The 23,067-nt window shown below is 37.1% G+C and carries 23 protein-coding genes and 9 tRNA genes; 2 read left to right on the top strand and 30 right to left on the bottom strand.

The features are described from left to right. Nucleotides 1-170 precede the first annotated feature (170 nt). Both V1L66_RS02900 and V1L66_RS02895 read right to left on the bottom strand, forming a co-directional pair. Nucleotides 171-509 carry a hypothetical protein gene (locus V1L66_RS02900; protein WP_258859713.1) on the bottom strand — a complete coding sequence of 113 codons (339 nt, stop codon included), beginning with the start codon at nt 507-509 and terminating at the stop codon, nt 171-173. A gap of 466 nt (nt 510-975) precedes the next feature. Continuing rightward, nucleotides 976-1,051: transfer RNA gene (locus V1L66_RS02895), tRNA-Asp, on the bottom strand. A 213-nt stretch (nt 1,052-1,264) separates the two neighbouring features. On the opposite strand from V1L66_RS02895, the gene V1L66_RS02890 reads away from it, so the two are divergent. Next, nucleotides 1,265-2,329: a Xaa-Pro peptidase family protein gene (locus V1L66_RS02890; protein WP_333005882.1), complete on the top strand. Its 1,065-nt coding sequence runs from the start codon at nt 1,265-1,267 to the stop codon at nt 2,327-2,329. A gap of 205 nt (nt 2,330-2,534) precedes the next feature. Here V1L66_RS02890 and V1L66_RS02885 read toward each other — a convergent pair. The 20 genes from V1L66_RS02885 to acpS all read right to left on the bottom strand — a co-directional run bounded on the left by V1L66_RS02885 (nt 2,535) and on the right by acpS (nt 13,377). Next, nucleotides 2,535-2,608: transfer RNA gene (locus V1L66_RS02885), tRNA-Gly, on the bottom strand. A gap of 14 nt (nt 2,609-2,622) precedes the next feature. Next, nucleotides 2,623-2,699, bottom strand: a tRNA-Arg gene (locus V1L66_RS02880). An 18-nt stretch (nt 2,700-2,717) separates the two neighbouring features. Next, nucleotides 2,718-2,803 (bottom strand) — tRNA-Leu (locus tag V1L66_RS02875). A gap of 66 nt (nt 2,804-2,869) precedes the next feature. Further along, a tRNA-Lys gene (locus tag V1L66_RS02870) sits at nt 2,870-2,942 on the bottom strand. Nucleotides 2,943-2,957: 15 nt separating this feature from the next. Further along, nucleotides 2,958-3,032, bottom strand: a tRNA-Gln gene (locus V1L66_RS02865). Between the two features lie 5 nt (nt 3,033-3,037). After that, nucleotides 3,038-3,113, bottom strand: a tRNA-Asp gene (locus V1L66_RS02860). A 27-nt stretch (nt 3,114-3,140) separates the two neighbouring features. Further along, nucleotides 3,141-3,212: transfer RNA gene (locus V1L66_RS02855), tRNA-Glu, on the bottom strand. Between the two features lies 1 nt (nt 3,213). Continuing rightward, nucleotides 3,214-3,290 (bottom strand) — tRNA-Asn (locus tag V1L66_RS02850). A gap of 90 nt (nt 3,291-3,380) precedes the next feature. After that, nucleotides 3,381-3,842 (bottom strand): SprT family protein, encoded by a 462-nt coding sequence (locus V1L66_RS02845; RefSeq protein ID WP_333006493.1) that lies wholly within the window; start codon nt 3,840-3,842, stop codon nt 3,381-3,383. A gap of 67 nt (nt 3,843-3,909) precedes the next feature. Next, the gene (locus V1L66_RS02840) at nt 3,910-6,081 is read right to left on the bottom strand and encodes a Tex family protein (protein ID WP_333006492.1); all 2,172 of its coding nucleotides are present in this window, start codon (nt 6,079-6,081) and stop codon (nt 3,910-3,912) included. A 135-nt stretch (nt 6,082-6,216) separates the two neighbouring features. Continuing rightward, a complete protein-coding gene (gene sigB, locus V1L66_RS02835; protein ID WP_016993412.1) occupies nt 6,217-7,002 on the bottom strand; it encodes an RNA polymerase sigma factor SigB in 786 nt (261 codons plus the stop codon). Next, complete coding sequence (gene rsbW, locus V1L66_RS02830) at nt 6,980-7,450, bottom strand: anti-sigma B factor RsbW (protein ID WP_016993413.1); 471 nt, start codon at nt 7,448-7,450, stop codon at nt 6,980-6,982. The genes sigB and rsbW overlap by 23 nt, the downstream gene beginning before the upstream one ends. After that, nucleotides 7,450-7,782 carry an STAS domain-containing protein gene (locus tag V1L66_RS02825; protein ID WP_016993414.1) on the bottom strand — a complete coding sequence of 111 codons (333 nt, stop codon included), beginning with the start codon at nt 7,780-7,782 and terminating at the stop codon, nt 7,450-7,452. Before V1L66_RS02825 ends, rsbW begins: the two co-directional genes overlap by 1 nt. Before the next feature lie 63 nt (nt 7,783-7,845). Then, a complete protein-coding gene (locus V1L66_RS02820; protein WP_333006491.1) occupies nt 7,846-8,796 on the bottom strand; it encodes a PP2C family protein-serine/threonine phosphatase in 951 nt (316 codons plus the stop codon). A gap of 58 nt (nt 8,797-8,854) precedes the next feature. Next, on the bottom strand, nt 8,855-9,256 hold the full coding sequence (locus V1L66_RS02815) for an anti-sigma regulatory factor (protein ID WP_016993415.1): 402 nt from the start codon (nt 9,254-9,256) through the stop codon (nt 8,855-8,857). Nucleotides 9,257-9,619: 363 nt separating this feature from the next. Next, nucleotides 9,620-9,970 carry a type II toxin-antitoxin system PemK/MazF family toxin gene (locus V1L66_RS02810; RefSeq protein WP_004232054.1) on the bottom strand — a complete coding sequence of 117 codons (351 nt, stop codon included), beginning with the start codon at nt 9,968-9,970 and terminating at the stop codon, nt 9,620-9,622. Nucleotides 9,971-9,974: 4 nt separating this feature from the next. Next, nucleotides 9,975-10,238, bottom strand: a complete 264-nt coding sequence (locus tag V1L66_RS02805) for a hypothetical protein (protein WP_004232053.1) — start codon at nt 10,236-10,238, stop codon at nt 9,975-9,977. 301 nt (nt 10,239-10,539) lie between these two features. Beyond that, entirely contained in the window at nt 10,540-11,661 is a 1,122-nt protein-coding gene (gene alr / locus V1L66_RS02800; protein ID WP_333006490.1) for an alanine racemase, read from the bottom strand. A gap of 179 nt (nt 11,662-11,840) precedes the next feature. Next, nucleotides 11,841-12,899, bottom strand: coding sequence for an outer membrane lipoprotein carrier protein LolA (locus V1L66_RS02795; protein WP_016995331.1), 1,059 nt, complete (start codon nt 12,897-12,899; stop codon nt 11,841-11,843). A 124-nt stretch (nt 12,900-13,023) separates the two neighbouring features. Next, entirely contained in the window at nt 13,024-13,377 is a 354-nt protein-coding gene (gene acpS, locus V1L66_RS02790) for a holo-ACP synthase (RefSeq protein WP_036079388.1), read from the bottom strand. A 65-nt stretch (nt 13,378-13,442) separates the two neighbouring features. On the opposite strand from acpS, the gene V1L66_RS02785 reads away from it, so the two are divergent. Continuing rightward, nucleotides 13,443-14,066, top strand: a complete 624-nt coding sequence (locus V1L66_RS02785) for a rhomboid family intramembrane serine protease (RefSeq protein WP_036079389.1) — start codon at nt 13,443-13,445, stop codon at nt 14,064-14,066. Between the two features lie 59 nt (nt 14,067-14,125). Here the strand turns inward: V1L66_RS02785 and V1L66_RS02780 are convergent, their stop codons facing one another. From V1L66_RS02780 to V1L66_RS02745, 8 genes are all read right to left on the bottom strand, one after another. Continuing rightward, nucleotides 14,126-14,701: a GNAT family N-acetyltransferase gene (locus tag V1L66_RS02780; RefSeq protein ID WP_258860285.1), complete on the bottom strand. Its 576-nt coding sequence runs from the start codon at nt 14,699-14,701 to the stop codon at nt 14,126-14,128. Nucleotides 14,702-14,811: 110 nt separating this feature from the next. Beyond that, on the bottom strand, nt 14,812-16,278 hold the full coding sequence (locus V1L66_RS02775) for a PH domain-containing protein (RefSeq protein WP_333006489.1): 1,467 nt from the start codon (nt 16,276-16,278) through the stop codon (nt 14,812-14,814). Further along, nucleotides 16,271-16,750 carry a PH domain-containing protein gene (locus tag V1L66_RS02770; RefSeq protein WP_036079393.1) on the bottom strand — a complete coding sequence of 160 codons (480 nt, stop codon included), beginning with the start codon at nt 16,748-16,750 and terminating at the stop codon, nt 16,271-16,273. Before V1L66_RS02770 ends, V1L66_RS02775 begins: the two co-directional genes overlap by 8 nt. 136 nt (nt 16,751-16,886) lie before the next feature. Continuing rightward, nucleotides 16,887-18,410, bottom strand: a complete 1,524-nt coding sequence (locus V1L66_RS02765) for a DEAD/DEAH box helicase (protein WP_016995015.1) — start codon at nt 18,408-18,410, stop codon at nt 16,887-16,889. Nucleotides 18,411-18,762: 352 nt separating this feature from the next. Next, a complete protein-coding gene (locus V1L66_RS02760; RefSeq protein ID WP_333006488.1) occupies nt 18,763-19,455 on the bottom strand; it encodes an alpha/beta fold hydrolase in 693 nt (230 codons plus the stop codon). 75 nt (nt 19,456-19,530) lie between these two features. After that, a complete protein-coding gene (murF, locus tag V1L66_RS02755; protein ID WP_333006487.1) occupies nt 19,531-20,898 on the bottom strand; it encodes a UDP-N-acetylmuramoyl-tripeptide--D-alanyl-D-alanine ligase in 1,368 nt (455 codons plus the stop codon). A gap of 11 nt (nt 20,899-20,909) precedes the next feature. Then, nucleotides 20,910-21,989, bottom strand: a complete 1,080-nt coding sequence (locus tag V1L66_RS02750; RefSeq protein ID WP_333006486.1) for a D-alanine--D-alanine ligase — start codon at nt 21,987-21,989, stop codon at nt 20,910-20,912. A 245-nt stretch (nt 21,990-22,234) separates the two neighbouring features. After that, nucleotides 22,235-22,987 (bottom strand): hypothetical protein, encoded by a 753-nt coding sequence (locus V1L66_RS02745; protein WP_036079402.1) that lies wholly within the window; start codon nt 22,985-22,987, stop codon nt 22,235-22,237. Nucleotides 22,988-23,067: the final 80 nt, after the last annotated feature.

Here is a 23,067-nt window from a genome sequence, read left to right as displayed (position 1 = left end):
CTCTCATCACTACATTACCTCTAGTTTACCTAAACTAGCGAAAATGTTCAAAGCATCCAATATCATTTATATCCTACTTAGAATGTCGTCGTTAAAAAGCCTAATTCAATACATAGGTTGCTTATTTAAATGAAAAAACACGTCTTCATTTACGAAGACGTGACAACGATTTATCTTTTTGAATGACCTTTCACTGCTATGATTTCTTTGCCAACTAGTTTATCATCCTTAAATTTCACTATATAGGCCTGTGTCATCAAGATTTCATCATTCCAACGATATTCATTATTTTTGATCTTTTTACCTGCGCCGCCTGCTGCTTTTACTACCTCAATATATGACATATCATTTTTTAATTTCTCAAATTCTACTTCGTTCATATTTTTTTGCCAGTGATACGCATTTGATTCTTCAATCTCTATAATAGGATCTCCACAGCCTACCATCATTATCATGGAACCAATAAGCAAAGGTAAATAAATACTTTTAAAAGAATAATCTTTGCTCATATAAACACCTCCGTAGCCAATCCGATTACTTCTACTTTTTACCCTTAATCTTTATATTAGAAACACATCTAATTTTACCTTATAGAAACGCTATCATTTATCGGTAATTTTTACTATTTTTAGATAATGTTAAATAAATACAAATAATTATATTTATGTAAATAATATCAATTATTTCACGAAGATTAAGCCATTTTTTAGACACGATTGAGATGCTTTTAGGGAAATAGATGTTGTTTATGAAATAATAAAGGGAGGTTGGTCTCAAATACTTCACAGATTGTTATACTTTTAGCCCCTTTGTTTCTAATAGGCGAGGTTGATCCTTTAGGAGTTATTCATTTGTCATAAAATTTCTACTTAGGTTTCCTAATAAGCTCCTGAATGATGAATTGGTTCCATACTCCGATAAAATATAAAAAGTCCTTATGATGTAAAATCATAAGGACTGTAATATCAATTTAAATGGCGGTCCCGACCGGGATCGAACCGGCGATCTCCTGCGTGACAGGCAGGCATGTTAACCGCTACACCACGGGACCTCTTTAAGACATTTATAAATATATCATAGAAAACATAGATATGCAATATCTATTTTTATATTTTCCTTTAATATATTTTCTAACACTCTCTTAACTAGAAATAGAACTTATCTTGTAATGAATTTCCTATACAATCAACTTCTTAATTTTATATAAGCTCTAAACATAATGCATATTTTGCAGTATATTTAACTTTAAAGGGGGAAATGTAACATGTCAAAATTAGAGCAATTACAAGCAGCCTTACAGCTACACGAAACCGATGCAATTATTATTACAAATGCTCAAAATCGTCGCTATCTAACCGGTTTTACAGGTAGTGCAGGTACAGTTATCGTAACGAAGACGCGCGCACTTTTATTAGTAGACTTCCGCTATACACAGCAAGCAACAAATCAATGTGACACCTTTGAAGTACTCGAGATTGATCGCAACCGTTTATATGAAACCATTCAGGAAATTTTTGAACAGGAATCAATTCAAACAGTTGGTTTTGAGCAACTTCATGTTACTTATTACAGCTATCAATTCATGAAAAGCAAATTGACAGCCATATTAAAACCAATGCCTACTATTGTAGAAGATTTACGGATGATTAAAACGCCAGAGGAAATTGAAATAATTAAAAAAGCAGCATGGATTTCTGATGAGGCATTTAATCATATTCTGACATTCATCAAACCTGGTATTTCAGAACTTGAGATAGCCTATGAATTAGAGTCTCATATGCGCAAAAATGGTGCAACGGGTGCAGCCTTCGATATGATTATTGCTTCTGGCCATCGCTCAGCACTCCCACATGGCGTAGCATCCTCTAAAATAGTGGAGCAAGGTGATATGCTGACAATGGATTTTGGTGCTTACTATCAAGGCTATCGTTCTGATATGACAAGAACGATTGCTGTTGGAGAACCATTAGAGCAATTAAAAGAAGTATATCAAATAGTCCATTATGCCTTACAACATGCCCTTTCCAATATCAAACCTGGTATTACTGGACAAGAGGCAGATCGTTATACACGAGACTACATTACTGCAAAGGGATATGGACAAAATTACGGACATGGTACAGGACATGGCATAGGCTTAGATATCCATGAAAATATATTTATGTCTACCATATGTAAAGACATTTTAGAAGAGAATATGGTACTGACAGTAGAACCGGGTATTTATATACCGAATGTAGGTGGTGTTCGTATCGAGGATGATATTATCGTTACAAAAGAAGGCGTTGAAGTCATTACCCACTCTCCTAGAGAACTTATTATTTTATAGACATTTTAAAGAGTAATTACAATGACTGTAATTACTCTTTTCATTAATATAAAAAAACAGTCAGCACACAGCTGACTGTTTTATTATTAGCTACTAAAAACTTTATTGATTACGTTTTGCTTGTTCAGTTTTCAAGGTTCATATGTTATCAATTCAGACAACTATTCAAGTATATCATGCAACCAATCGGTTGTCAACACTTTTTTGGAGCGGGTGATGAGAATCGAACTCACGACATCAGCTTGGAAGGCTGAGGTTTTACCATTAAACTACACCCGCATATATTTTAAAATTGGCGCGCCCGGCAGGAGTCGAACCCACAACCTTCTGATCCGTAGTCAGACGCTCTATCCAATTGAGCTACGGGCGCATATAAAATTGATTGACTTGGTGCGGCCGAGAGGACTTGAACCTCCACGGGGTTGCCCCCACTAGGCCCTCAACCTAGCGCGTCTGCCGTTCCGCCACGACCGCATTCGATTAGTAACTTTCTCATTATACTACGATAATTCAAAAAGTCAACTCTTTTTCTTAAAGAGATGAGCCATGAAGGACTCGAACCTTCGACCCTCTGATTAAAAGTCAGATGCTCTACCAACTGAGCTAATGGCTCGAATTAAGAAATGAATGGCTGGGGTACTAGGATTCGAACCTAGGCATGACGGAATCAAAATCCGTTGCCTTACCGCTTGGCTATACCCCAATAAGTGGCGGTCCCGACCGGGATCGAACCGGCGATCTCCTGCGTGACAGGCAGGCATGTTAACCGCTACACCACGGGACCAAAATATTTACATTAAATTATGAAAAATGACCCCTACGGGATTCGAACCCGTGTTACCGCCGTGAAAGGGCGGTGTCTTAACCACTTGACCAAGGGGCCATGGCTCCGAAGGCAGGACTCGAACCTGCGACAACCTGATTAACAGTCAGGTGCTACTACCAACTGAGCTACTTCGGAATAATGTATGTTAGTTGTTGTCGTTATCTTGTCGACTTTTACTATTATAGGGACAACACAACAAAACGTCAACTATTTTTAAAAGTTTTTTTATTCCACTAATTTTAATTTCCCCAAACACTTACTACAACAATACTTTTCAACATTCATTTTTATTTTCCGTACATATAACTGGTGGCAATTAACACAAGTATATGTATAGCGTCGTCGGTGTTTTTTAATTGTAGCTTTAGGGGAATGTAGAACTGAGCAAAATCGCGGGGCATCTACTTTCCTTAATAATTCTCTAAAATCTTTATCTCGATGCTGATACCCTTTCCCTTCAATATGTAGATGATAATGGCATAATTCGTGTAAAATAATACCTTGAACTTCTTCCAAACCGTATAACTCATAGGCTTTAGGATTAATCTCAATATTATGAGATTGTAAAAGATATCGTCCTCCCGTTGAACGTAATCTTGCATTAAAATAGGCTTGATGAAGAAAAGGTCTCTGAAAGCTTTTCAAAGATAAGCGACGAACAAGCTCTTGTAATTCTTGATTGTCCATAGTAATCACCTCTAACAACAAGAATACCACACTGCGTAGTATAGACAGTGTGGTGAAAATTTAGTACTCAAACTAATGCTTGATTTTTAGGTGGAAGCATCGTTAAAGAGATACGACCTTTCGTTACATCTATTTGTTCAACCCAGACAGTTACAATATCCCCAAGCGCTACAACTTCCAATGGATGCTTAATACGTTTGTTTTGGAGTTTAGAAATATGCACAAGTCCATCTTGCTTCACGCCAATGTCAACAAATGCGCCGAAATCTACTACATTTCTTACCGTACCCTGCAATTCCATACCTACTTTTAAATCTTCCATTTTCAATACATCAGTCTTAAGCAATGGTTGTGGGAATGCATCACGTGGGTCGCGACTAGGTTTCATTAAAGTATCCACGATGTCTTGAATTGTCACAACTCCTACTCCGAGCACATCACTTAACTTTTTGATATTTAGTGCTGCAATAGCTTCCTCTGCCTTCTGTGTCCCTAACTCTTTTTTATCTATTTGAGCCTCTGCTAATATTTGCTCAGCAAGATCATAGCTCTCAGGATGAATACCTGTAGCATCAAACGGATTTTTTGCTTCTGGGACACGTAGGAAACCAATAGCCTGTTCATACGTTTTGGCACCTAACCTTGGGATCTTCTTTAATTGCGCACGTGTAGTAAATTGACCATTTTCCTCTCGCGTCTTCACGATATTCTCTGCAACAGTTTTTGATAAACCAGAAACGTATTGTAAGAGTGATGATGAAGCCGTATTTACATCAACACCAACTTGGTTAACAGCTGTTTCTACTATAAAAGTTAGCGATTCATTTAATTTTTTTTGAGAAACATCATGCTGATATTGACCTACTCCCACCGCTTTTGGTTCAATTTTCACTAACTCTGATAAAGGATCCTGTAAGCGGCGTGCAATGGAGACAGCACTACGTTGTTCAACCTGTAAATCAGGAAATTCTGCACGTGCAATATCAGACGCTGAATAAACAGATGCTCCCGCTTCATTGACAATCACATAAGCTATGTCAGTAGTAAGCTCGTTTAATACATCTGCGATAAATTGTTCTGTTTCTCGAGATGCTGTACCATTCCCAATGGCAATTATACTTATTGGATACTTTGCCAAAATTCCTTTCACAGTAGCTTTCGATTTTGCCACATCTGGTTTAGGTGGATGTGGATAAATAGCTGTAACCTCAAGCATTTTCCCATTTTCATCTACAACCGCTAGCTTACAACCTGTACGGTAAGCTGGGTCAACCCCTAAAACATACTTCCCTTTCATAGGTGGCTGTAGTAATAAGTTACGTAAATTTTCAGAGAAAATATGAATAGCCTGTGCCTCAGCTTTTTCTGTAAGCTCGTTTCGTAATTCCCTTTCAATTGAAGGCTGAATTAAGCGCTTGTACGAATCCTCGATTGCTAGTTTCACTTCTGCAATAGCAGGAGAGGAACCAGTTGCTGGAATCCATTCTTTCCACATAATCATTAATACTCGGTCCACCGGTACATGAATAGAAACCTTTAATATCTCTTCTTTTTCCCCTCGATTTATCGCTAAAATACGGTGCGGCACAATGCGATTAACAGGCTCCTCATATTCGTAATACATTTCAAAAACATTTTTTTCATCGATTTCAGAATTTTTCACAGACGTAACAAGGATGCCATCCTTCCATGAATAAGCACGAATTTTTTCACGGATAGAGGCATCGTCCGCAAAACGTTCTGCTAATATATCTCGAGCTCCCATCAGGGCTTCTTCAGGATTAGCAACTTGTTCATTATCCACAAAATCAATAGCTAATTGCTCTAATGCATCATTACTAAATGCTAATAGGAGATCTGCAAGAGGCTCTAAACCTTTCTCTTTTGCAATCGTCGCCTTTGTACGTCGTTTTTGCTTATAAGGTCTATATAAATCCTCAACACGTTGTAAGATTGTTGCAGAAAGAATAGCCTGTTCTAATTCTGGTGTAAGCTTTTCTTGCTCTTGGATTAATCGTATAACTTCTTCTTTTCGTTGTTCAAGTTGCTGTATGTAGTGATAACGATCTTCTACAGCCTTAATTTGCACCTCATCAAGTGATCCTGTAACCTCTTTTCGATAGCGCGCAATAAATGGTACCGTATTTCCCTCTTCTAATAATTTGATAACAGCTTCTACTTGCCCTGGTTTGACTGCTACATCTTTTGCAATGAGCTGTAACATTTGCCTTTGCTCCACATCATCACTACCTTTTTCTTTTCATTTTACCATTACACTTTACTAAAAATGCAAAAAAATAGTCTACTCAGACGAATATGAGTAGACTATTTTCATTCATTTTAAAGGTATTCTTCACTAAATACCTCCGAAAGATTAGAGCGAAACACCGCCACTTGCTAGAATAGCCTCTTGTAATTTCTTTATTGCTTTCCTTTGTATCCTAGATACATGCATTTGAGAAATCCCTAATCGTTCTCCAGCTTCTTTTTGACTAAGTTGCTCTAGATATGTAAGCTGAATAATTTGCTTTTCTCTCTCATTCAATACAACCAGTGCATCCGAAACAATCATTCGTTTATTGGTCATTTCATAGCCATCGTCTTCTCTGCCCAAAATATCGAATAACGTCACTGTGCTACCGTCAGAATCTGATTCTATTGAATGGTCCATAGAAAGAGCTTGATAACTACGGCTCATTTCCATAGCTTCTAGTACCTCTTCCTCTGCTACTTCTAATCGTTCAGCAATATCTTTAATGGATGGAGAACGCTGCAATTCAATTGTCAGCGCCTCCACGGTTGATTTAATCCTCGGCCCAAGTTCCTTTATTCGTCTAGGCACATGAACATCCCATGTTTTATCACGTAAAAAACGTTTGATTTCCCCAACAATTGTTGGCACGGCAAATGCTTCAAAACTACGACCAACATTCGGATCAAAACGTCTTATTGCACCTAACAATCCCAGCATCCCTACTTGAACAATATCATCATAATAAGATTTACCATTCGAATATTTACGAGCTATAGATTCAACTAGATATCGATAATGAATCACTAAATTGGTTTGTGCTTCATCATCCTCTGTTGACTGGTACAATTCAATCCACTTTAGTACATCTTCTTTGGATGAAGATTTATGTAGTGATTCTTTCGACATTTTTCTCCACCTGCTCCCTAGTGACATACTTTGTCATGAAGACAGTTACGCCACCATCGTTATTGATCATCACCTCATCCATCAAAGTTTCCATTAAATAAAGTCCCAAACCACCTTCTCTTAGCCCTGCAATACTTTCTTCAGGATGATACGGCCCAATCTTAGACTTAATCTCTTCAAAATTAAAACTATTGCCGTAATCCGCAATCATCATTTCCATTTTATTGTCGTACAGCGCACAGCCGATGACAATTTCACCCTCTTCTTCGTCTTTATAAGCATGGTGAACAACATTTGTCACAGCCTCACTCGCTGCAATTTTTAAATCTTCAATATCATCATAATTAAAGCCAATCCTACTTGCTAAGCCCGAGACAGTTAATCGAATGACACTGACAAATTGCGGTTTAGCAGGAACTCTAATTTCAATATAGTCAAATTCCTTCATTATCTTAATTCCACCTTTTTATCAGTTTCGATATCCATCAAATCACTAAGACCAGTAATTTCAAATAATCTTTGTAACCTATTCGATAAACCAACGAGCTTTACTTTTCCATTTTCACGTAATGCTCTTTTATAAAAGGCAACAAAAATCCCAAGCCCTGTACTATCCATGTAATTTACCTTTGATAGATCAAGCTCAATTTCTAAACCCTCTGTAATCTTTACAGCTTCTAATTCGTCTCGTAATCCTGAAGCAGTAAACGTATCAATCTCACCCTCAACAAAGCCAAATAATTTATGATCAATTTCTTTAAAATGTATCGTTACGTCCATATAGCACACCTCCACCATATTTGTTAGACTATTTTCTCTACCCTGTTCAATTTAAACTTAAACCTATTTTTTTAAAATAACTACAGTAAAATCATCAAATAGTTTAAAATTTTGCACTCTCTCTATTTCCTTATAAAGGAGCTGACACAATTGCTGGGCAGATAAATGTCTATTTTCTTTTATTAAAGTTGTGATTACCTCTCGCGAATTTAATTCTTCTTTCACTCTAAATTCTGTCACACCGTCGGTCATCATAATAATCAAATCATTCTCTTCTAACACAATTTCATGAAACGTATAGTTTGTTTCAGACAATACACCCAATAGTAGACCTTTAGCCTCTAAGGTAAAGAACTGATCGTCCTTTGCACTATAATGTAAAGCTGGTTCATGGCCCGCCGAAGCATAAGAAAAGATGTTTTGCTCTACATCTAAGCAGCCATAAAACATCGAAACAAACATACTGTCATCCACACCTTTTTCTATTACCCTATTTAAAACTTCTAAAACATATGACGGATCTTTATATGCATATACCAATGTTTCAAGTCCATATTTCACCATCGACATACATAAAGCAGCAGGAACTCCTTTTCCGACCACATCTGTCACAGCCACACTCAAATATTCTTCACCATCGTGGAAAAAATGTACATAATCGCCGTTCATTTTTCGAATAGGTACTGAAATCATACCTATATCAATATTTTGCATATTCGGCACATAAGTTTTCAATAATGTTTTTTGAATGTTTGTCGCTATTTTCATTTCCATTTCATATTCAGCTTGCTTTTGAAGTAAACTTTGATGCTCTCTATGGGCCATCCCATAATGCACCATTACTTCAATAAGAAAATCATAAGCAGGCTGTGATTCATTCATTTGATTCGGAAATATTTGTTCTACAGCATTTTTATGGATGCTAATAACATCCTCAGGTGAGATATTTTTTTGAATTAACTGACGTGTGAAGTTCTGAGCGATATATAAATTTCTTTCTGTTTGGTTGACCATATAATCTGCTAATATTTTTTTATACTGAGCTTCTAATTGTTTCAGTTTTCTTCACGTCCTAACGCAACCATTTTTCCGCTCTTATTGTTGTTCCTACTCCAATGACAGATTGAATATCTAAACTGTCCATCAATCGTTTAACACCTGGCAAACCTGCACCTAGCCCCCCAGAGGTGGAATAACCATCCTCCATTACTTTACGAACATCTTTAATACCAGGCCCTCGATCTGTTGCAATAACAACTATTTTCTTTTCAGTATCCGCCTCAACCCTTTCAATTTCTATGACACCTATACTTGCATATAAATATATATTACGTGCTAATTCACTAATTGCCGTGGTGATACGGGCTTGATCAACAGTGCCAAATCCCAGTACTTTTGCTTCATTGCGCCCCAGTTGTCTAGCTGCAACAATATCCCACTCTGTAATAATTTCAACCGAAGACCTATATGTCACTGCTGTCCCTCCATTTCCTGTGGAGCTATACTCTTACACTTTTGTTCGACCTGCTTGCCATAATTAAAAAAAATTTAATCGCCTCTATAATTGGAATATTCTATGTAAATTTTCATATACCTTTTAAGAATTTTTTCAAAAATCTATTTTTATTAAAAATCTTGAATATATCTTAAAGCTTTTTGTAACATTTATCAATTATACGTTGGCTTAATCGCCAGCACTTCTCCTTTCGTAGCAAAATCATTTGCTGCACAAAATCTATAATAGTAAATTCAAATTATGGTAAAGACGTTTCAAGGAAATAAGACAAAAAAAGCATCGAGATATCATAATCTCGATGCTTCTATACACATATGTATATCAAAATTTAACTAGACCTAAACTAATCATCAACGCTCCATCAACTTTTTCCATCACAGCATGATCAAGTTGCGTAATACGATCCGTCAATCTTGACTTGTCAATTGTCCGCACTTGTTCTAGCAAAATAACCGAATCACGTTCAAAACCATACTTTTCAGCATTGATTTCAACGTGTGTCGGTAACTTTGCCTTTTGAATCTGTGCAGTGATAGCTGCGATGATGACAGTCGGGCTAAATCGATTGCCAATATCATTTTGAATAATCAGCACCGGCCTAGTGCCTCCTTGTTCAGAACCTATTACCGGTGATAAGTCTGCAAAAAAAACGTCACCACGTTTTACATTCAAAGTGTCATCCCCCGCTAACGAGACGCTCCACCATATGTTGTGCTTCATACTCTGCATGCAAGCATTCGCTCGCAATCATTAAATTAATATGAGACATTTCAACATATCCTTTAATCATAGCTTCCCGTATTTGATTTGGTTGCTCCTGCATTAAATTTTTGCGCGCCAAAATACGCACAAAAGATTCACCTTCAATTACTTCCTTTGTTTGTAGAAATAGTCTGTCTTGAACAGCAATTGTAGCTTCTCTTAACTTTTTCTCGTACACAGCAAGCACCTCCAACGGAACCATACACTTTTCATTACTTCCCATTCTATCATTGAAAGATATTGTTGAAAAGACATGAAATGACAAAATATCTGACAATTTGAAGTACAAATTGTAAAAATATGTTGGTTGTCGAAGGTATATGCTGAATAATTATTATTGCAATGTGTTTCCAAATATGAGCCATTACTATGTTTTGGAAAAGAAATAAGTTCTCCAGTGCTAATTTATTTACCAATTCTAACTTGGAACATTGCTCATGGCATTACATTGAAATTTGACTAATTCTAATGAAAGACAACTAAAAGTATATTCTAGGAACTCTTGTTGTTATAATGCATGGTATTTCATAATTAATTGTTTCAAGCTTTGTTGCCCATTCATCGATCGTTATTCCATTATTTCCTTGTTGACCAATGAGTGTTACCTTCTCACCTATATCATATGCTTTTGGTAGGGCAACCATACATTGGTCCATACAAATTCGTCCGACAATCGGCATTCTTTGTCCATCAATTAAAACTTCTTGTCCACCTAACTTGCGAATCATGCCATCTGCATAGCCAATTGGAATCGTTCCAACCCACATATCTGATGGAGCAACATACGTGGCTCCATAGCCAACTGAATCACCTGCTTTTATTTGCTTCACATGCACAAGTTCACTTTCAAGTGAGAAGGCTGGTAATAAAGGAAAAGGTAAGATACTTTTCACGTATGGAGAAGGTGATAATCCATACATAGAAATTCCATATCTAACAGCATCATATTGTAAATGTGGATCTTTTACTAATGAGGCTGCTGTATTAGATGCATGAACAAGTCGCGGCTTATTAGGTATTACAGCTAAACATTTCTCAAAAAATTGTACCTGTTGATCAAAATGTAGTGTATCCTCTTCATCAGCTGTCGCGAAATGTGTAAATATTCCATCCAGCTCAACGTTTTCTGTAGACTGTATTGTTTGGTACAGCTCTAATAATTCCTGCACTGAGCGAATACCTATTCTACCCATTCCGCTATCTATTTTTATATGAAGTCGTAAAGGACGTGCCTCATCCACTAAAAGAGAAGCAGCTTGCTGAACCCAATCATCGGCAAACGCCGTAAGTATAATACGTTGCTGCGCTGCATAGGGAGCAAATGAAACTGGAGATGCACCTAATATTAATATGTCTGGTTCTTTAAAATGTGCTCGAATATGTAATGCCTCATCGGGCGTTGCCACTGCAAGTACTGTGGCATCAGCTTCAAGAGCTGCCCGTGCAACGGCTACATCTCCATGACCATACGCATTTGCTTTTACTACAGCGATAATTTGAACATTAGGTCGTAAAAATTCTTTTAAATTTTTTACATTTTGTTGAATTGCTTGTAAGTCTATTATTGATTTGGTTGGACGAAAAAACTGCTGTGTCTTCATAAGGATACCCTCTTTATTTTTAATTAAAACATTATGTAGGACATACATGTATGCTTAGTATATCGATTTAGCTTGTACACACAAAGTTTTAGCTTTCATATGAGCTTATACTTTATCGGTTCATTTCAATTATCAATAAGCTACAGCCTCCGTATTCCAGAAGGCTGTAGCCAGAAAAGTTACTTCATACTACTTATCGTCATAGATGTAGCAACTTCAATCATTTCTTCTCGCGTTAATTTACTTGATGCTACAAAGAATTCAACACCATCTTTTTCCCAACTAATTGATGTATCTGTAATAGCACCAATCGTAAAGCCTAAATCAACTGGATCACCAGGTGAAGATACCGGTAACATTGAATTTTCTTTCATTACTGGTTGCTGCATAACAGTAAATGCCTTTTCACCTTCGAATGTTAAGATAACTCGTTCCATTCCACTTTCCTGCACAACTTTTTCATTTGCTAATTGTGCCCAATTTACGACAGGATAATGTGTTTGGAATTCTTGATATTCTACCTCTGCACCAACTGCTTCCTTATCCTCATTATCTTCTTGCCCATCTTTGTCGGCAGGTGTAGCTTGTTCACCTTTCGTGTTATCTTTATCAGTGAATTGCTCAACGGCATACTCTTTTGCAGCATGTTGTACACCTAGTTTAATTTTCTTAAATGTGATTTTGATTTGCTCTTCTTTCACATCATTCATAATAACTACTGAGGTTGGCAATAAAGTTTTCTTATCTACTGTTATAACCTGATGTGGCATACTGTTCTTATAGCTATTTCTAGTAGCCGCTTCAAATATATATGCTTTTTCTTCTTCTTTCATGACAAGATTTTTATCTTCCGCTAAATCTTCTGCTAGCGCTCCAATTAAGTAGGCTTGACTATTTTTCTTTGGCCAATCACTTTGGAATTTATACATTTTGTTTAATGTCGGTGTTACAACAAAAACACCATCAGCATTACGTACAATCATTTGAGAAACATCTTTCCCACTTTCAACTACTTCTACTCGATAGAAATCAGGTTTTGTGTGCCATACTGTTACATCATAATTTCTTGGTTCCCCACCCGATTTTATTTCCATCGATGCATTTAATTCATAACCATTCGTCTCTGCCCATTTACCATTCACTTTCTTCAACACTTTTTCCTGTGAGGCTGCACCACATGCCGACAGAAGTAATATCGTACAAAGTAAGACGAGCCATTTAACTATACGGTTGCCCACGCTTTCACCCTTTCTTCTTTCAAATCCACTACGACAATATATGAACCGTATTTGTCAGTTATGTCATTTGAAGAAAGGGCAATATATTTAAATTTACGTGCAACCCTTTTAGACAAGTTAAGTACTATTCTAATAAGATTACTTGTGCAGCTGCATAGTGCTTAGAATGCGTAATACTAACAAATCCATTGACAAGTTCATCCTTAAAATATAAAACAGGCTTGCCGGCCTCTCCTTTTAATACTTCCATATCATGAAGCTTACATTGTTCTCCAAGCCCTGTTCCCAAAGCTTTCGAAAATGCTTCTTTAGCAGCAAATCGCCCAGCTAAAAATTCTATCTTACGAGTTTCAGAATAACCATCAAATATTTTTTTTTCATTTATCGTTAAAATGCGGTCTTTAAATTTATCTGTTCGTTTCAGAGCCTTTGCAATACGATCAATCTCTACAATATCGAGGCCAATTCCCTTAATCATGTGAACCTTCTCCTTTACCTATTTCCAACAAGGCATGTATAATAATTGTAAATTGAGGTGGAGCCATGTTTAGTAGAACGGAAAATTTTAAGCAATATACAAAGTATTACCCTATTGTTTCAACTTTAATAGCAATAAATCTTACTCTTTATGTATTATCTCTCATACCCGGCATAGGAACACTTTTGTGGAATTACGGAATCCAAGCAAATTTCCTGATTCAAAGTGGTGAATGGTGGCGTGTTTTCTCTGCTATGTTTTTACATGCAGGGTTTATGCATGTGTTTTTTAATATGTTTTCCTTGTATCTCTTTGGACCAGAGCTAGAAAAAATCGCAGGGAAAGCACGTTTCATTACAATTTATTTAGTATCAGGTATTGTAGGCAACATGGCAACCTATATATTCTATGATAGTAGTTATGCGAGTCTTGGTGCAAGTGGGGCTATTTTTGGAATTTTTGGTGCATTTGGGGCATTAGTTTACTATACTCGTCGTACAATGCCAATGCTTCGTAAGCTCATTTTACCAATCATCGTCATCAGTGTCATTATGACCTTTCTCCAACCAAACGTGAATGTCTTTGCTCATTTAGGCGGTTTGGTAACCGGATTTATCCTTGGACTTGTTTATTTACATCCAAAAAGAATTTTAAGTTGGCGCAAACAAAAGATGGCTGGTAGACCATAAAATTAAAAGAGGAGCTGCTCACCTATAGAGCAGCTCCTTTTTCCTTACAATGACATCCGTTATAAAACTACTGTAGCTTCATTTGACATCTTTATTTTTTTCCATTCAGCTGCTGTTAAACCATATACAACCTGATCTACGTGGTGATCATATAGCCACTCAGCATCCCTTAAACGCCCTTCTTCATGGAAGCCCAATACTTTTGGAATTGTACGACTACGAATATTACCTACTGCTACACGCACTTCGATGCGATTCAACTTTAAATAATTAAAGGCATAATCAATCAATGCTTTCATTGAATTCGTGACGAGCCCCTTGCCTACAAATTCATTCCCTAGCCAGTAGCCAATACTTGTCCATTTATGCTGCCAGTTGATTTGATGATAACCAATAACACCAGCAAGCTTTCCATCATAGTAAATCCCTGCTTGTATGCCATTGTGATTAGCATATTGTTGCATAGCATTTTTTATGAATTGCTCCGTATCCTTTACTGTTTTAACATCATCTACAAAGGGCAACCATTCACGTAATGTATCCCTTGAACGGTCAGTTAAAGCAAATAACTCATCTACATCACTTAAATCCAAAAGCTTTAAATAAGCGCTTTCATTAATGTCATATTTAAACAATGTCTCCACCCCTTTTGTTCTTTTTACTTTATTATAAACAGCATCCCTATTTATTTATAGTTAAAAAAGCTAATCCTTCCATAAAATTGAAAGGATTAGCTTTTAGTTCATTAATGTTCATACCATGTTAAGATCTTCTCGGCATCCTTTTGCTCTAGGCTAGATACACTTCCCGTTGTACCAGTTGCTCCTGACATGACGGTTGCTTTTACAGACATAACATTCTTTCTTTTTTGAAAGTACGATTGTGTACTTTCAATAGATTGAATTCGTTTTTTCTCCATAATCAATGTAATTCGACTAAATACTCGATACTGCATAGCCAGTTGCTTGCCATCTATTTGATAACCTGCTGTTTTATGCTGCCAGATACCAAGCAAAATTGTTAATGGGATTAACAGCAACGACAATAGCCCGTATGGATAAAAGAAATAACAAGAGGCACCGATAATCGGAACTAGCCAGAAAAAATCAATGCGATAAAAAAACGGCCTTGCCCTTTTTGGTGAGCGAATTAATGTAGGATGCCAATTCATATCTGGGAAAAGCTGTTCTAATGTTTGGATACAATCCAACTTCTTAATAAGTGGAAATAGCGTAATTTTTTTATCATTTCCATTTTCACCATTACCTCCAGCACTTTCAACAACCACTGTAGCAAAGCCCGTTAACTGACGTAATGGATTTTCCACAATACGAATTGCCTGAATTCGATTCAACGGCAAAGTAATACGTTTCTTTTCTAACAGTCCCTTTGTGATAATCAATTTTTCTTCTTCAATCCGGACCGTATAATCATAATAATTAATTAGCGTGATGACCACCGATACAATCCAAGCTACAATTAAAACCACCATCACTGTTAGTGCCACTAAAAATGCGCCGATTTTCACAAAATCAGCTAACTCATGAAATACTGTTTCATAAGGAATAATATCGGAAAATTGTGAGGCAACAGCTGCAAGACCTGATAGCACGACACCAATCCCACCAGATGTAGTTGCTAATACCAGCAAATCTCGCATAGACATATGATAAATCATCGGAGTTGCTACAGCTTCCTCTTCTACCTGCGCTTGTACTTGTTGTTGAACCGCTTCGTTTTTAGCATGACGCATTTCTAATTCAATAACATCTGCTGCTGCTTTGCGAATGGCTGTCAGCTCAACCTCAGGTTTTCCTCCCTTACTACCAGCAGTCTCCACCTGAACTTTCACTAAACCAAAAATACGATGAAAAACACCTTCATTGTAATTTAAACTTTGAATACGTTCAAAAGGAATATAACGCTTCTTTTTAACAAATAATCCATATGTTACACGCAATTCCCCATCTTCAAACCAGTAAACAAATGTCCGCCATTTTATGATTCCTCCCACGAGTGCAAGTAGTGAGGCAACTCCCCATACACCAAAAAGTAAAATGGTTTCAAAAAAATGCTCACTACGAAAATTCAAAGAAAAATTAAAGCCGTTACTTATGATAATAATGACAATTGGTAATATCATACTTTTCAATGCTTTTACACTTGTTATAATTGCGGACACTGGGTGTAAACGATTAATTTCCTTAGACATCATCTTCAGCCACCCTTGCTAAATCAGAAATACGCGCACGCAGTACATCTGCTTCGTCCATAACAAGTGCAGGAATCGTATGTACAGTTGCAGCTGTTGAAATAGAAATATTACCTAAGTCATATTTTTTTAATATCGGCCCTTGTGTCGTATCAACATGTTGCACACGTACCATTGGAATTAATGTGCGTTTCACCACAAATAAACCATGTTGTACTTCGATTTCATGCTCACGTACCTCATAACGCCATCTTTCCCATCTTATCTTCGGGAAAATAAAAACAGATAATATCGCACTTAAAAATACAATTGCACCCGCTATGAAGTAAATAAATGTCGGCCATTCAAAATAATAAGTACCGTAACTTACCAGTCCTGCCACAACTAACAGCACCAAAGTTTGTATAACTCCATATAAACGCCACACAGTTAACCCTTTTCGGGAAATTTGATGAATAGGTTGTGCTCTCATTGTCGTTCCCCCCTCTTTCTTCATTACATGTATACGGATTCATTCACCTTTTTGTTTCAACTATAACCGAAAAAAAACCTTACAGCCACCATGGCTGTAAGGTTTACAATAAAAATTAAGTGTATTTCGGATAAAATTACCCTTCGTGTCGTCTTGGAGAGCGTGAACGACCTTGTCCACCTTCACGACGTCCGCCTTCACGGCGTCCACCCTCGCGACGGCTACTGCTATTGCGGCGTTCTCCACTGCGAGCATTGTCACGGCGTCCGCCACCAAAGCTACGGTTACCACGGCCACGATCACCGCCACCACGGTTATTGCTTGAACGTTCACGACGCATTGGTAATGGGCGTTCTTCCGTGATTGTTACTGGTGTATCGTCTGGCTCTCTCGTTAATGAACGTAGAGCAGCTGCTACAACATCGACTGCATCATGATTCTCTAGTAATTCTGCTGCAAGTGTGCGGTAATCACCTAAATTATTATTAGCAATGAGGCCTTCAAGTGTTTCTACAGCTAAACGTTGTTGACCTTCTAATGCTTCATCCGTTGTTGGTGGACGAAGAGGTGTCATACGTTTTTTCGTAGTTTCTTCTACAATTCGTAAGTAACCCATTTCACGTGGTGTTACAAATGTTACGGCAAGACCCGATTTACCCGCACGACCTGTACGTCCAATACGGTGAACATAAGATTCAGGATCTTGAGGAATATCAAAGTTATAAACGTGTGTCACACCAGAAATATCAAGTCCACGAGCGGCTACATCTGTCGCAACAAGGATATCGATTTTATTTTCTTTAAACTGACGTAACACTGAGATACGCTTCGCTTGGCTTAAATCACCATGAATACCTTCAGCTAAATAGCCACGAATAGATAGGGCCTGTGCAAGCTCATCTACACGGCGTTTTGTACGACCAAAAATAATAGCTAGCTCTGGTTGGTGAACGTTTAATAAACGAGATAAAACATCGAATTTTTCACGTTCAGCAGACTTAACAAAATATTGATCAATATTATCAACTGTTAACTCTTTTGCTTTAATTTTCACGATTTCTGGATCACGCATAAATGTTTCTGCAATTTTACGGATTGCTGGTGGCATTGTTGCTGAGAACAGTAATGTTTGGCGCTCAGAAGGTACGTTTTCTAAGATTGAATTAATATCATCGATAAAGCCCATGTTTAACATTTCATCTGCTTCATCCAATACTAATGTTTGAACATCTTCTAATTTTAACGTACGACGATTAATATGATCAATAATACGACCTGGCGTACCAACGATAATTTGAGGTCTATTTTTCAGTGCACGAATTTGACGGCCAATTTCTTGACCACCGTATACTGATAATAATTTTACGCGTTTGTCATAGCCAATTTTATATAGCTCTTCTGAAACTTGAATTGCTAACTCACGAGTTGGAGCAATGACTAATGCTTGAATATTAGGGTTTTTTGGATCGATTTTTTCAATTAGTGGAATCCCGAAAGCGGCAGTTTTACCAGTACCTGTTTGTGCTTGACCTAAAACATCGCGGCCTTCAATCGCAAAACGAATAGTACCTTCTTGGATTGGTGTTGCTTCTTCAAATCCCATACGCTTTACTGAACGTAGTGTAGATTCGCTAATATTTAATTCTGAAAAATTTGTCAAACTTCTCAATCTCCTTTTTTTCCTTTTAAGTTGACAAATGGTTACATTTTCAGATGAAGTTGTCGGCAAATTCGAGCCTGTGTAGTGGAACGTTTCCGTTACTTAAAAATTTTCTCTACATGATAGTCCATATAGAGCTCTCTTATATGAAAAGGAAAGCCCGGTCTTTACCGAGCGGTTCGATTCTGTCGTAATTTTTCACTTTAGAATAAAACCGTTGTGTTCAAAAAAAAGTACTCTTCAACCAAATATGAAGAGTCTTCGCACAAAATGTATCCATTGCTTACACTAGTCTAACATGGCTTTAAATCCTATGCAACGATAACGCATGAGTCGTAATAATCTGACTACTTTATTTGTCCTTCAAAAACATTAAAACTTGTGGAAACCATTCAGAGCAATCTTCCTCAAAACATATATGATGCTTGCCGTTATCAGAAAAATACAAATTTTTATCTTCAGAGGCTAACTCATCAAAAAGAAATTGAGCCGTATGATAAGGCACTATCCCATCTAACTTACCCTGCACAATAAATACAGGAATTTGAATATGTCGATAATATGGCGCCACCATTCTTACCAGCTTCATAAATTCTACTGTTGAGGCTAGTGGCACATTGTTAAACTTATGATGGTATCGTAGAAAGAGTTCATTATTAGTCAAATTATGGTGATAGGCTTCAGTAGCTAACATTTTAAAATCTTTGACTAGTTGCTTAGGGCTCACATATTTTGCAGCAGCACTTAGTAATACAAGCTTTTTCACTTTATAACGTTTAGCTAAATAGAGCGCTATAATTCCTCCCATTGAAAAGCCAACAACGATTACCTCGTCAACTTTTTTTGCCAATGCTCGGAAGGCTAATTCGGCATCCATCAACCAGTGCTTCGCCTTAAAACCACTCATATGTAATTCTTCCCCATGCCCAGATAATGTTGGCTCTTCAATTATCCAATTTGTATGTGAACGTAAGTAAGTTGTGAATGGCTCCACCTCGTATGGTCCACCTGAAAATCCATGAATACATAGTACACCTACTGACAACGTTCTCACCTCATTCAACAAAGATAAACTTACATGAATAAATCGGTGGGCGTTTATCCCACCGATTCAATGCCACTATGACGTAAATGCCTTTAATATCGTCTCTAATTTCATACCACGTGAGCCTTTAAGTAAAACAATAGATGATTCATTCGCTTGTTTTAGCTTTTCAATAATAGCCATATAATCATCTTCTACATACAATAAACGTTCCGCCTCAAAACGCTCTTTTAATACTTTGTAAAGATATAACATTCGAGGGCCAAACAAACAGACATAATCAATTTCATCCTCATTAATATGCTCAGCTAGACCCTCATGGAAACTTTGCTCGTCTGGGCCAAGCTCCAGCATATCTCCTAACACTAGCCATTTTTCAGGTCGAATAGTTGATGTAGCCATGAATTGAATGGCAGCTTTTACGGAGGTTGGTGCTGCATTATAGGCATCATTGATAAATAGAGCGCCATTCGTTCCTAGCACCTGTTGCATTCTCATATCTGTTAATACTACATGCTCTAAGGATGTACGTATTTGTTCATTGCTTAAACCTAGCTTATGAGAAATTAACATTGCCACAAGTGTATTTTTTACTTGATGCTTGCCAAGCACTGAAATAAAGAAATCTCCCTCTATCATACCGTGTGTAGTGAAGTGGCTACCATCAGCGTTAGCATGAATATTGTCTGCGTATAAAAGATTGTCGGATTCTAATCCAAACGGCACTGACTGTAAGTGCTGTTCTTTTGCCACTAATTCCTGGAGCAAGGGTTCATCACCGTCATAGAATAATAGACCATCTGCTTGCATTCCTTGAATAATTTCAAACTTCGCTTTTGCAATACCAGCACGCGACCCCAAATCCTGCATATGGGCCTCACCAATATTGGTGATAACCGTCATATGAGGACGAGCAAGCTTAGTTAGAAACTCAATTTCACCGAATCCACTCATGCCCATCTCAAGGACGGCTACATCTGTATCTTCATCAAGCTGTAAGATAGTAATTGGCAAACCTAATTGATTATTAAAATTCCCGATTGTTTTTTGTACTTTAAAGAATGGAGCAAGTGTCCCCGCTAAAATATCCTTTGTTGATGTCTTACCATTTGAACCTGTAATGCCAATAAATTTTGCCTTATGTTCATTACGATATGCTCTAGCCATTTCTTGCAAAGCTAATTCTGGATCATCAACAAACAACAAAGGATAACCTTCTGGTGGATTCGGCTCATCCTTTTGCCAAAGAGAAGCTCCGGCACCTTTCTCAAATGCCTGCATTACAAACTTGTGCCCATTTGCATGCTCACCACGAAATGGAACAAATAAGTCTCCTTGTTGAATTGTTCTTGTATCAATAGAAATTCCTGACACAACCGTGTCATTAAAAGCCGCCATATCCTCATTTAACCATGCAGCCAATTGTTTTAAAGTTTTTTTCACGATAATCCCACTCAGTCTTTTTTATAGTGAAGCTGTTGTTTTTCTTCATAGCGCTCTATTGCTAGGGTAATTAAACGGTCGATCAGCTCTGGATAACTCACATCTGTATGCTGCCATAATAATGGATACATACTTACAGGCGTGAAGCCTGGCATTGTGTTTACTTCATTAATGTACACGTTATTTTCAGCTGTTACAAAAAAGTCCGCACGAACTAATCCGCTACCATCAATAGCCTTAAATGCACGCTTTGCCAGTTCTTTTAAGCTTGCCACTGTTTCTACTGGAAGCTCAGCTGGAATAATAAGTGCTGTAGAACCGTCCTTATATTTAGAATCATAATCATAGAAATCAGTAACTGGTTTAATTTCTCCTGGTACTGAAACTTCTGGATAGTCATTACCTAACACTGCTAATTCAACTTCACGAGCTACAATTCCTTGCTCAACAACGATTTTACGATCATATTGCAAAGCAACCTCAATAGCTTTTTCTAATTCCTCGCGATTTGTTGCCTTGCTAATTCCAACACTTGATCCTAAGTTTGCAGGCTTTACAAACATTGGCCAATTTAAGTTATTTTCACAGCGCTCAATGATTGCCTGTTGCTCATTCTTCCACTCACTACGAATAAAATACGTATAGGGCACTTGAGGTAATCCTGCAATTTCAAATAATTGCTTCATTACCACTTTATCCATTCCAGCAGAGGATGCTAATACACCATTTCCTACATACGGTAAATTCAGAACCTCAAGTAAACCTTGCACAGTTCCATCCTCACCATTCGTCCCATGCAACAATGGGAAAATAACATCAAACTTTACCTCGTCGCCATTTTTATCAATTAAAAAATCAGTAATATTATTTTCTAAAATTGTAGTATTATCACCAAATTGTAGCTCTTCTATTGCACTTACAGGTTTTTCTAAACGCTCTCCACGGCGCCATTCCCCGTCAGATGTAATGAAAATCGGATATACTTCATACTCCTCGAAATTCAAAGCTCCAGTGACTGCACGTGCTGTCGATAATGACACTTCGTGCTCCGCTGACTTTCCGCCGTATAATAAACCGATTCTTTTTTTCATTTTTGTGCCCTCCACATACTTCTTGAGTACTATTAGTTTATCATGAAACGTCTTGACAAATGACATAAAAATCTCACCGTATTTTTAACGGTGAGATTTTACGTGTATATTTCATCGACTATGCCCTGGCGACATTTCTTCCTGCTATTGAATTATACAGGAACAATGCAATATGAATAATATCTACCAACAGCCTAACTTCATTTTATAAAGGTGATGGTTCTTTAATTGCGCCACCATGAAGTTTAAATAATATAGATTAATTCATCATGCTCTGTTTTTAAAATCGTATTTAAGTCATCCCAAACTTCGTCAGGAAAAGAATATTCAGACAGATTGCGAACTTCTATTCCATACGCTACTTTTGGTTTTTCAATCCGATACAAGGAAAGTAATGCCCCATCTTTCGCAAAGGATCGGTAAGAACGTAAAAAATCTGGTGATACAGCGGGAATACTTGCTTTTACTTTTCGACGCCAAAAACCAGTGCTACGTTCCTTTTCACGAATTAAACTATTAAAAACATTGGCAACCAATAAATCCGAATCACTTAAATGACGAAAATAAATTTTTGTCATTTTCTCTAAATCTGAAGAATAATAGACGAATCTATTTTGTAATTTATTAAAAAATGCTGACGTAATCGGTTCTTTCTTATGACTTATGTAAAGCAATTCTCCTTGTTCCATCGGTGTTAAATGATCTAGCCTCTTCTCGTCCATAAAATCAACCCAACATAATTCTTTTGATTCAGCAGATTTTTTCACAAAACGAGGAACATCTTCTTCCAATACATATTCAAATTGTGTATGCATATTAAAAGAACCGTCTTCATAGGAATGTTTTAATAACAGTAAGTGATGCAGTGGTTCAAGTGCAGCCACAAATTGCGAGAATTTTAACCCGCTAAATATGACAAATTTATCGACATCATTCATATGAACATAAATATGATACATAAAATCATCAGCTGACTTTAATTTTTTAGCCACAACCATCACCCCATTCTTCACTACATTATAAGACTAAACATGATTTTTTTGAAACATTTTATGTTAATTGTCGTCACTACTATATA

The sequence above is a fragment of the Lysinibacillus sp. IITD104 genome, assembly GCF_036698265.2.
Classification (GTDB): Bacteria; Bacillota; Bacilli; order Bacillales_A; family Planococcaceae; genus Lysinibacillus; species Lysinibacillus boronitolerans.
Note: the sequence above shows the minus strand (reverse complement) of the source record. Positions and strands in the feature narration are given on the sequence as shown.

Excerpts from the sequence above, each read along its gene's own strand:
- V1L66_RS02900 (WP_258859713.1), bottom strand. The coding sequence starts at position 509 with ATGAGCAAAGATTATTCTTTTAAAAGTATTTATTTACCTTTGCTTATT.
- V1L66_RS02890 (WP_333005882.1), top strand. The coding sequence starts at position 1,265 with ATGTCAAAATTAGAGCAATTACAAGCAGCCTTACAGCTACACGAAACC.
- V1L66_RS02845 (WP_333006493.1), bottom strand. The coding sequence starts at position 3,842 with ATGGACAATCAAGAATTACAAGAGCTTGTTCGTCGCTTATCTTTGAAA.
- sigB (WP_016993412.1), bottom strand. The coding sequence starts at position 7,002 with ATGTCGAAAGAATCACTACATAAATCTTCATCCAAAGAAGATGTACTA.
- rsbW (WP_016993413.1), bottom strand. The coding sequence starts at position 7,450 with ATGAAGGAATTTGACTATATTGAAATTAGAGTTCCTGCTAAACCGCAA.
- V1L66_RS02825 (WP_016993414.1), bottom strand. The coding sequence starts at position 7,782 with ATGGACGTAACGATACATTTTAAAGAAATTGATCATAAATTATTTGGC.
- V1L66_RS02820 (WP_333006491.1), bottom strand. The coding sequence starts at position 8,796 with ATGGTCAACCAAACAGAAAGAAATTTATATATCGCTCAGAACTTCACA.
- alr (WP_333006490.1), bottom strand. The coding sequence starts at position 11,661 with ATGAAGACACAGCAGTTTTTTCGTCCAACCAAATCAATAATAGACTTA.
- acpS (WP_036079388.1), bottom strand. The coding sequence starts at position 13,377 with ATGATTAAGGGAATTGGCCTCGATATTGTAGAGATTGATCGTATTGCA.
- V1L66_RS02785 (WP_036079389.1), top strand. The coding sequence starts at position 13,443 with ATGTTTAGTAGAACGGAAAATTTTAAGCAATATACAAAGTATTACCCT.
- V1L66_RS02775 (WP_333006489.1), bottom strand. The coding sequence starts at position 16,278 with ATGTCTAAGGAAATTAATCGTTTACACCCAGTGTCCGCAATTATAACA.
- V1L66_RS02770 (WP_036079393.1), bottom strand. The coding sequence starts at position 16,750 with ATGAGAGCACAACCTATTCATCAAATTTCCCGAAAAGGGTTAACTGTG.
- V1L66_RS02750 (WP_333006486.1), bottom strand. The coding sequence starts at position 21,989 with ATGAAAAAAAGAATCGGTTTATTATACGGCGGAAAGTCAGCGGAGCAC.
- V1L66_RS02745 (WP_036079402.1), bottom strand. The coding sequence starts at position 22,987 with ATGGTTGTGGCTAAAAAATTAAAGTCAGCTGATGATTTTATGTATCAT.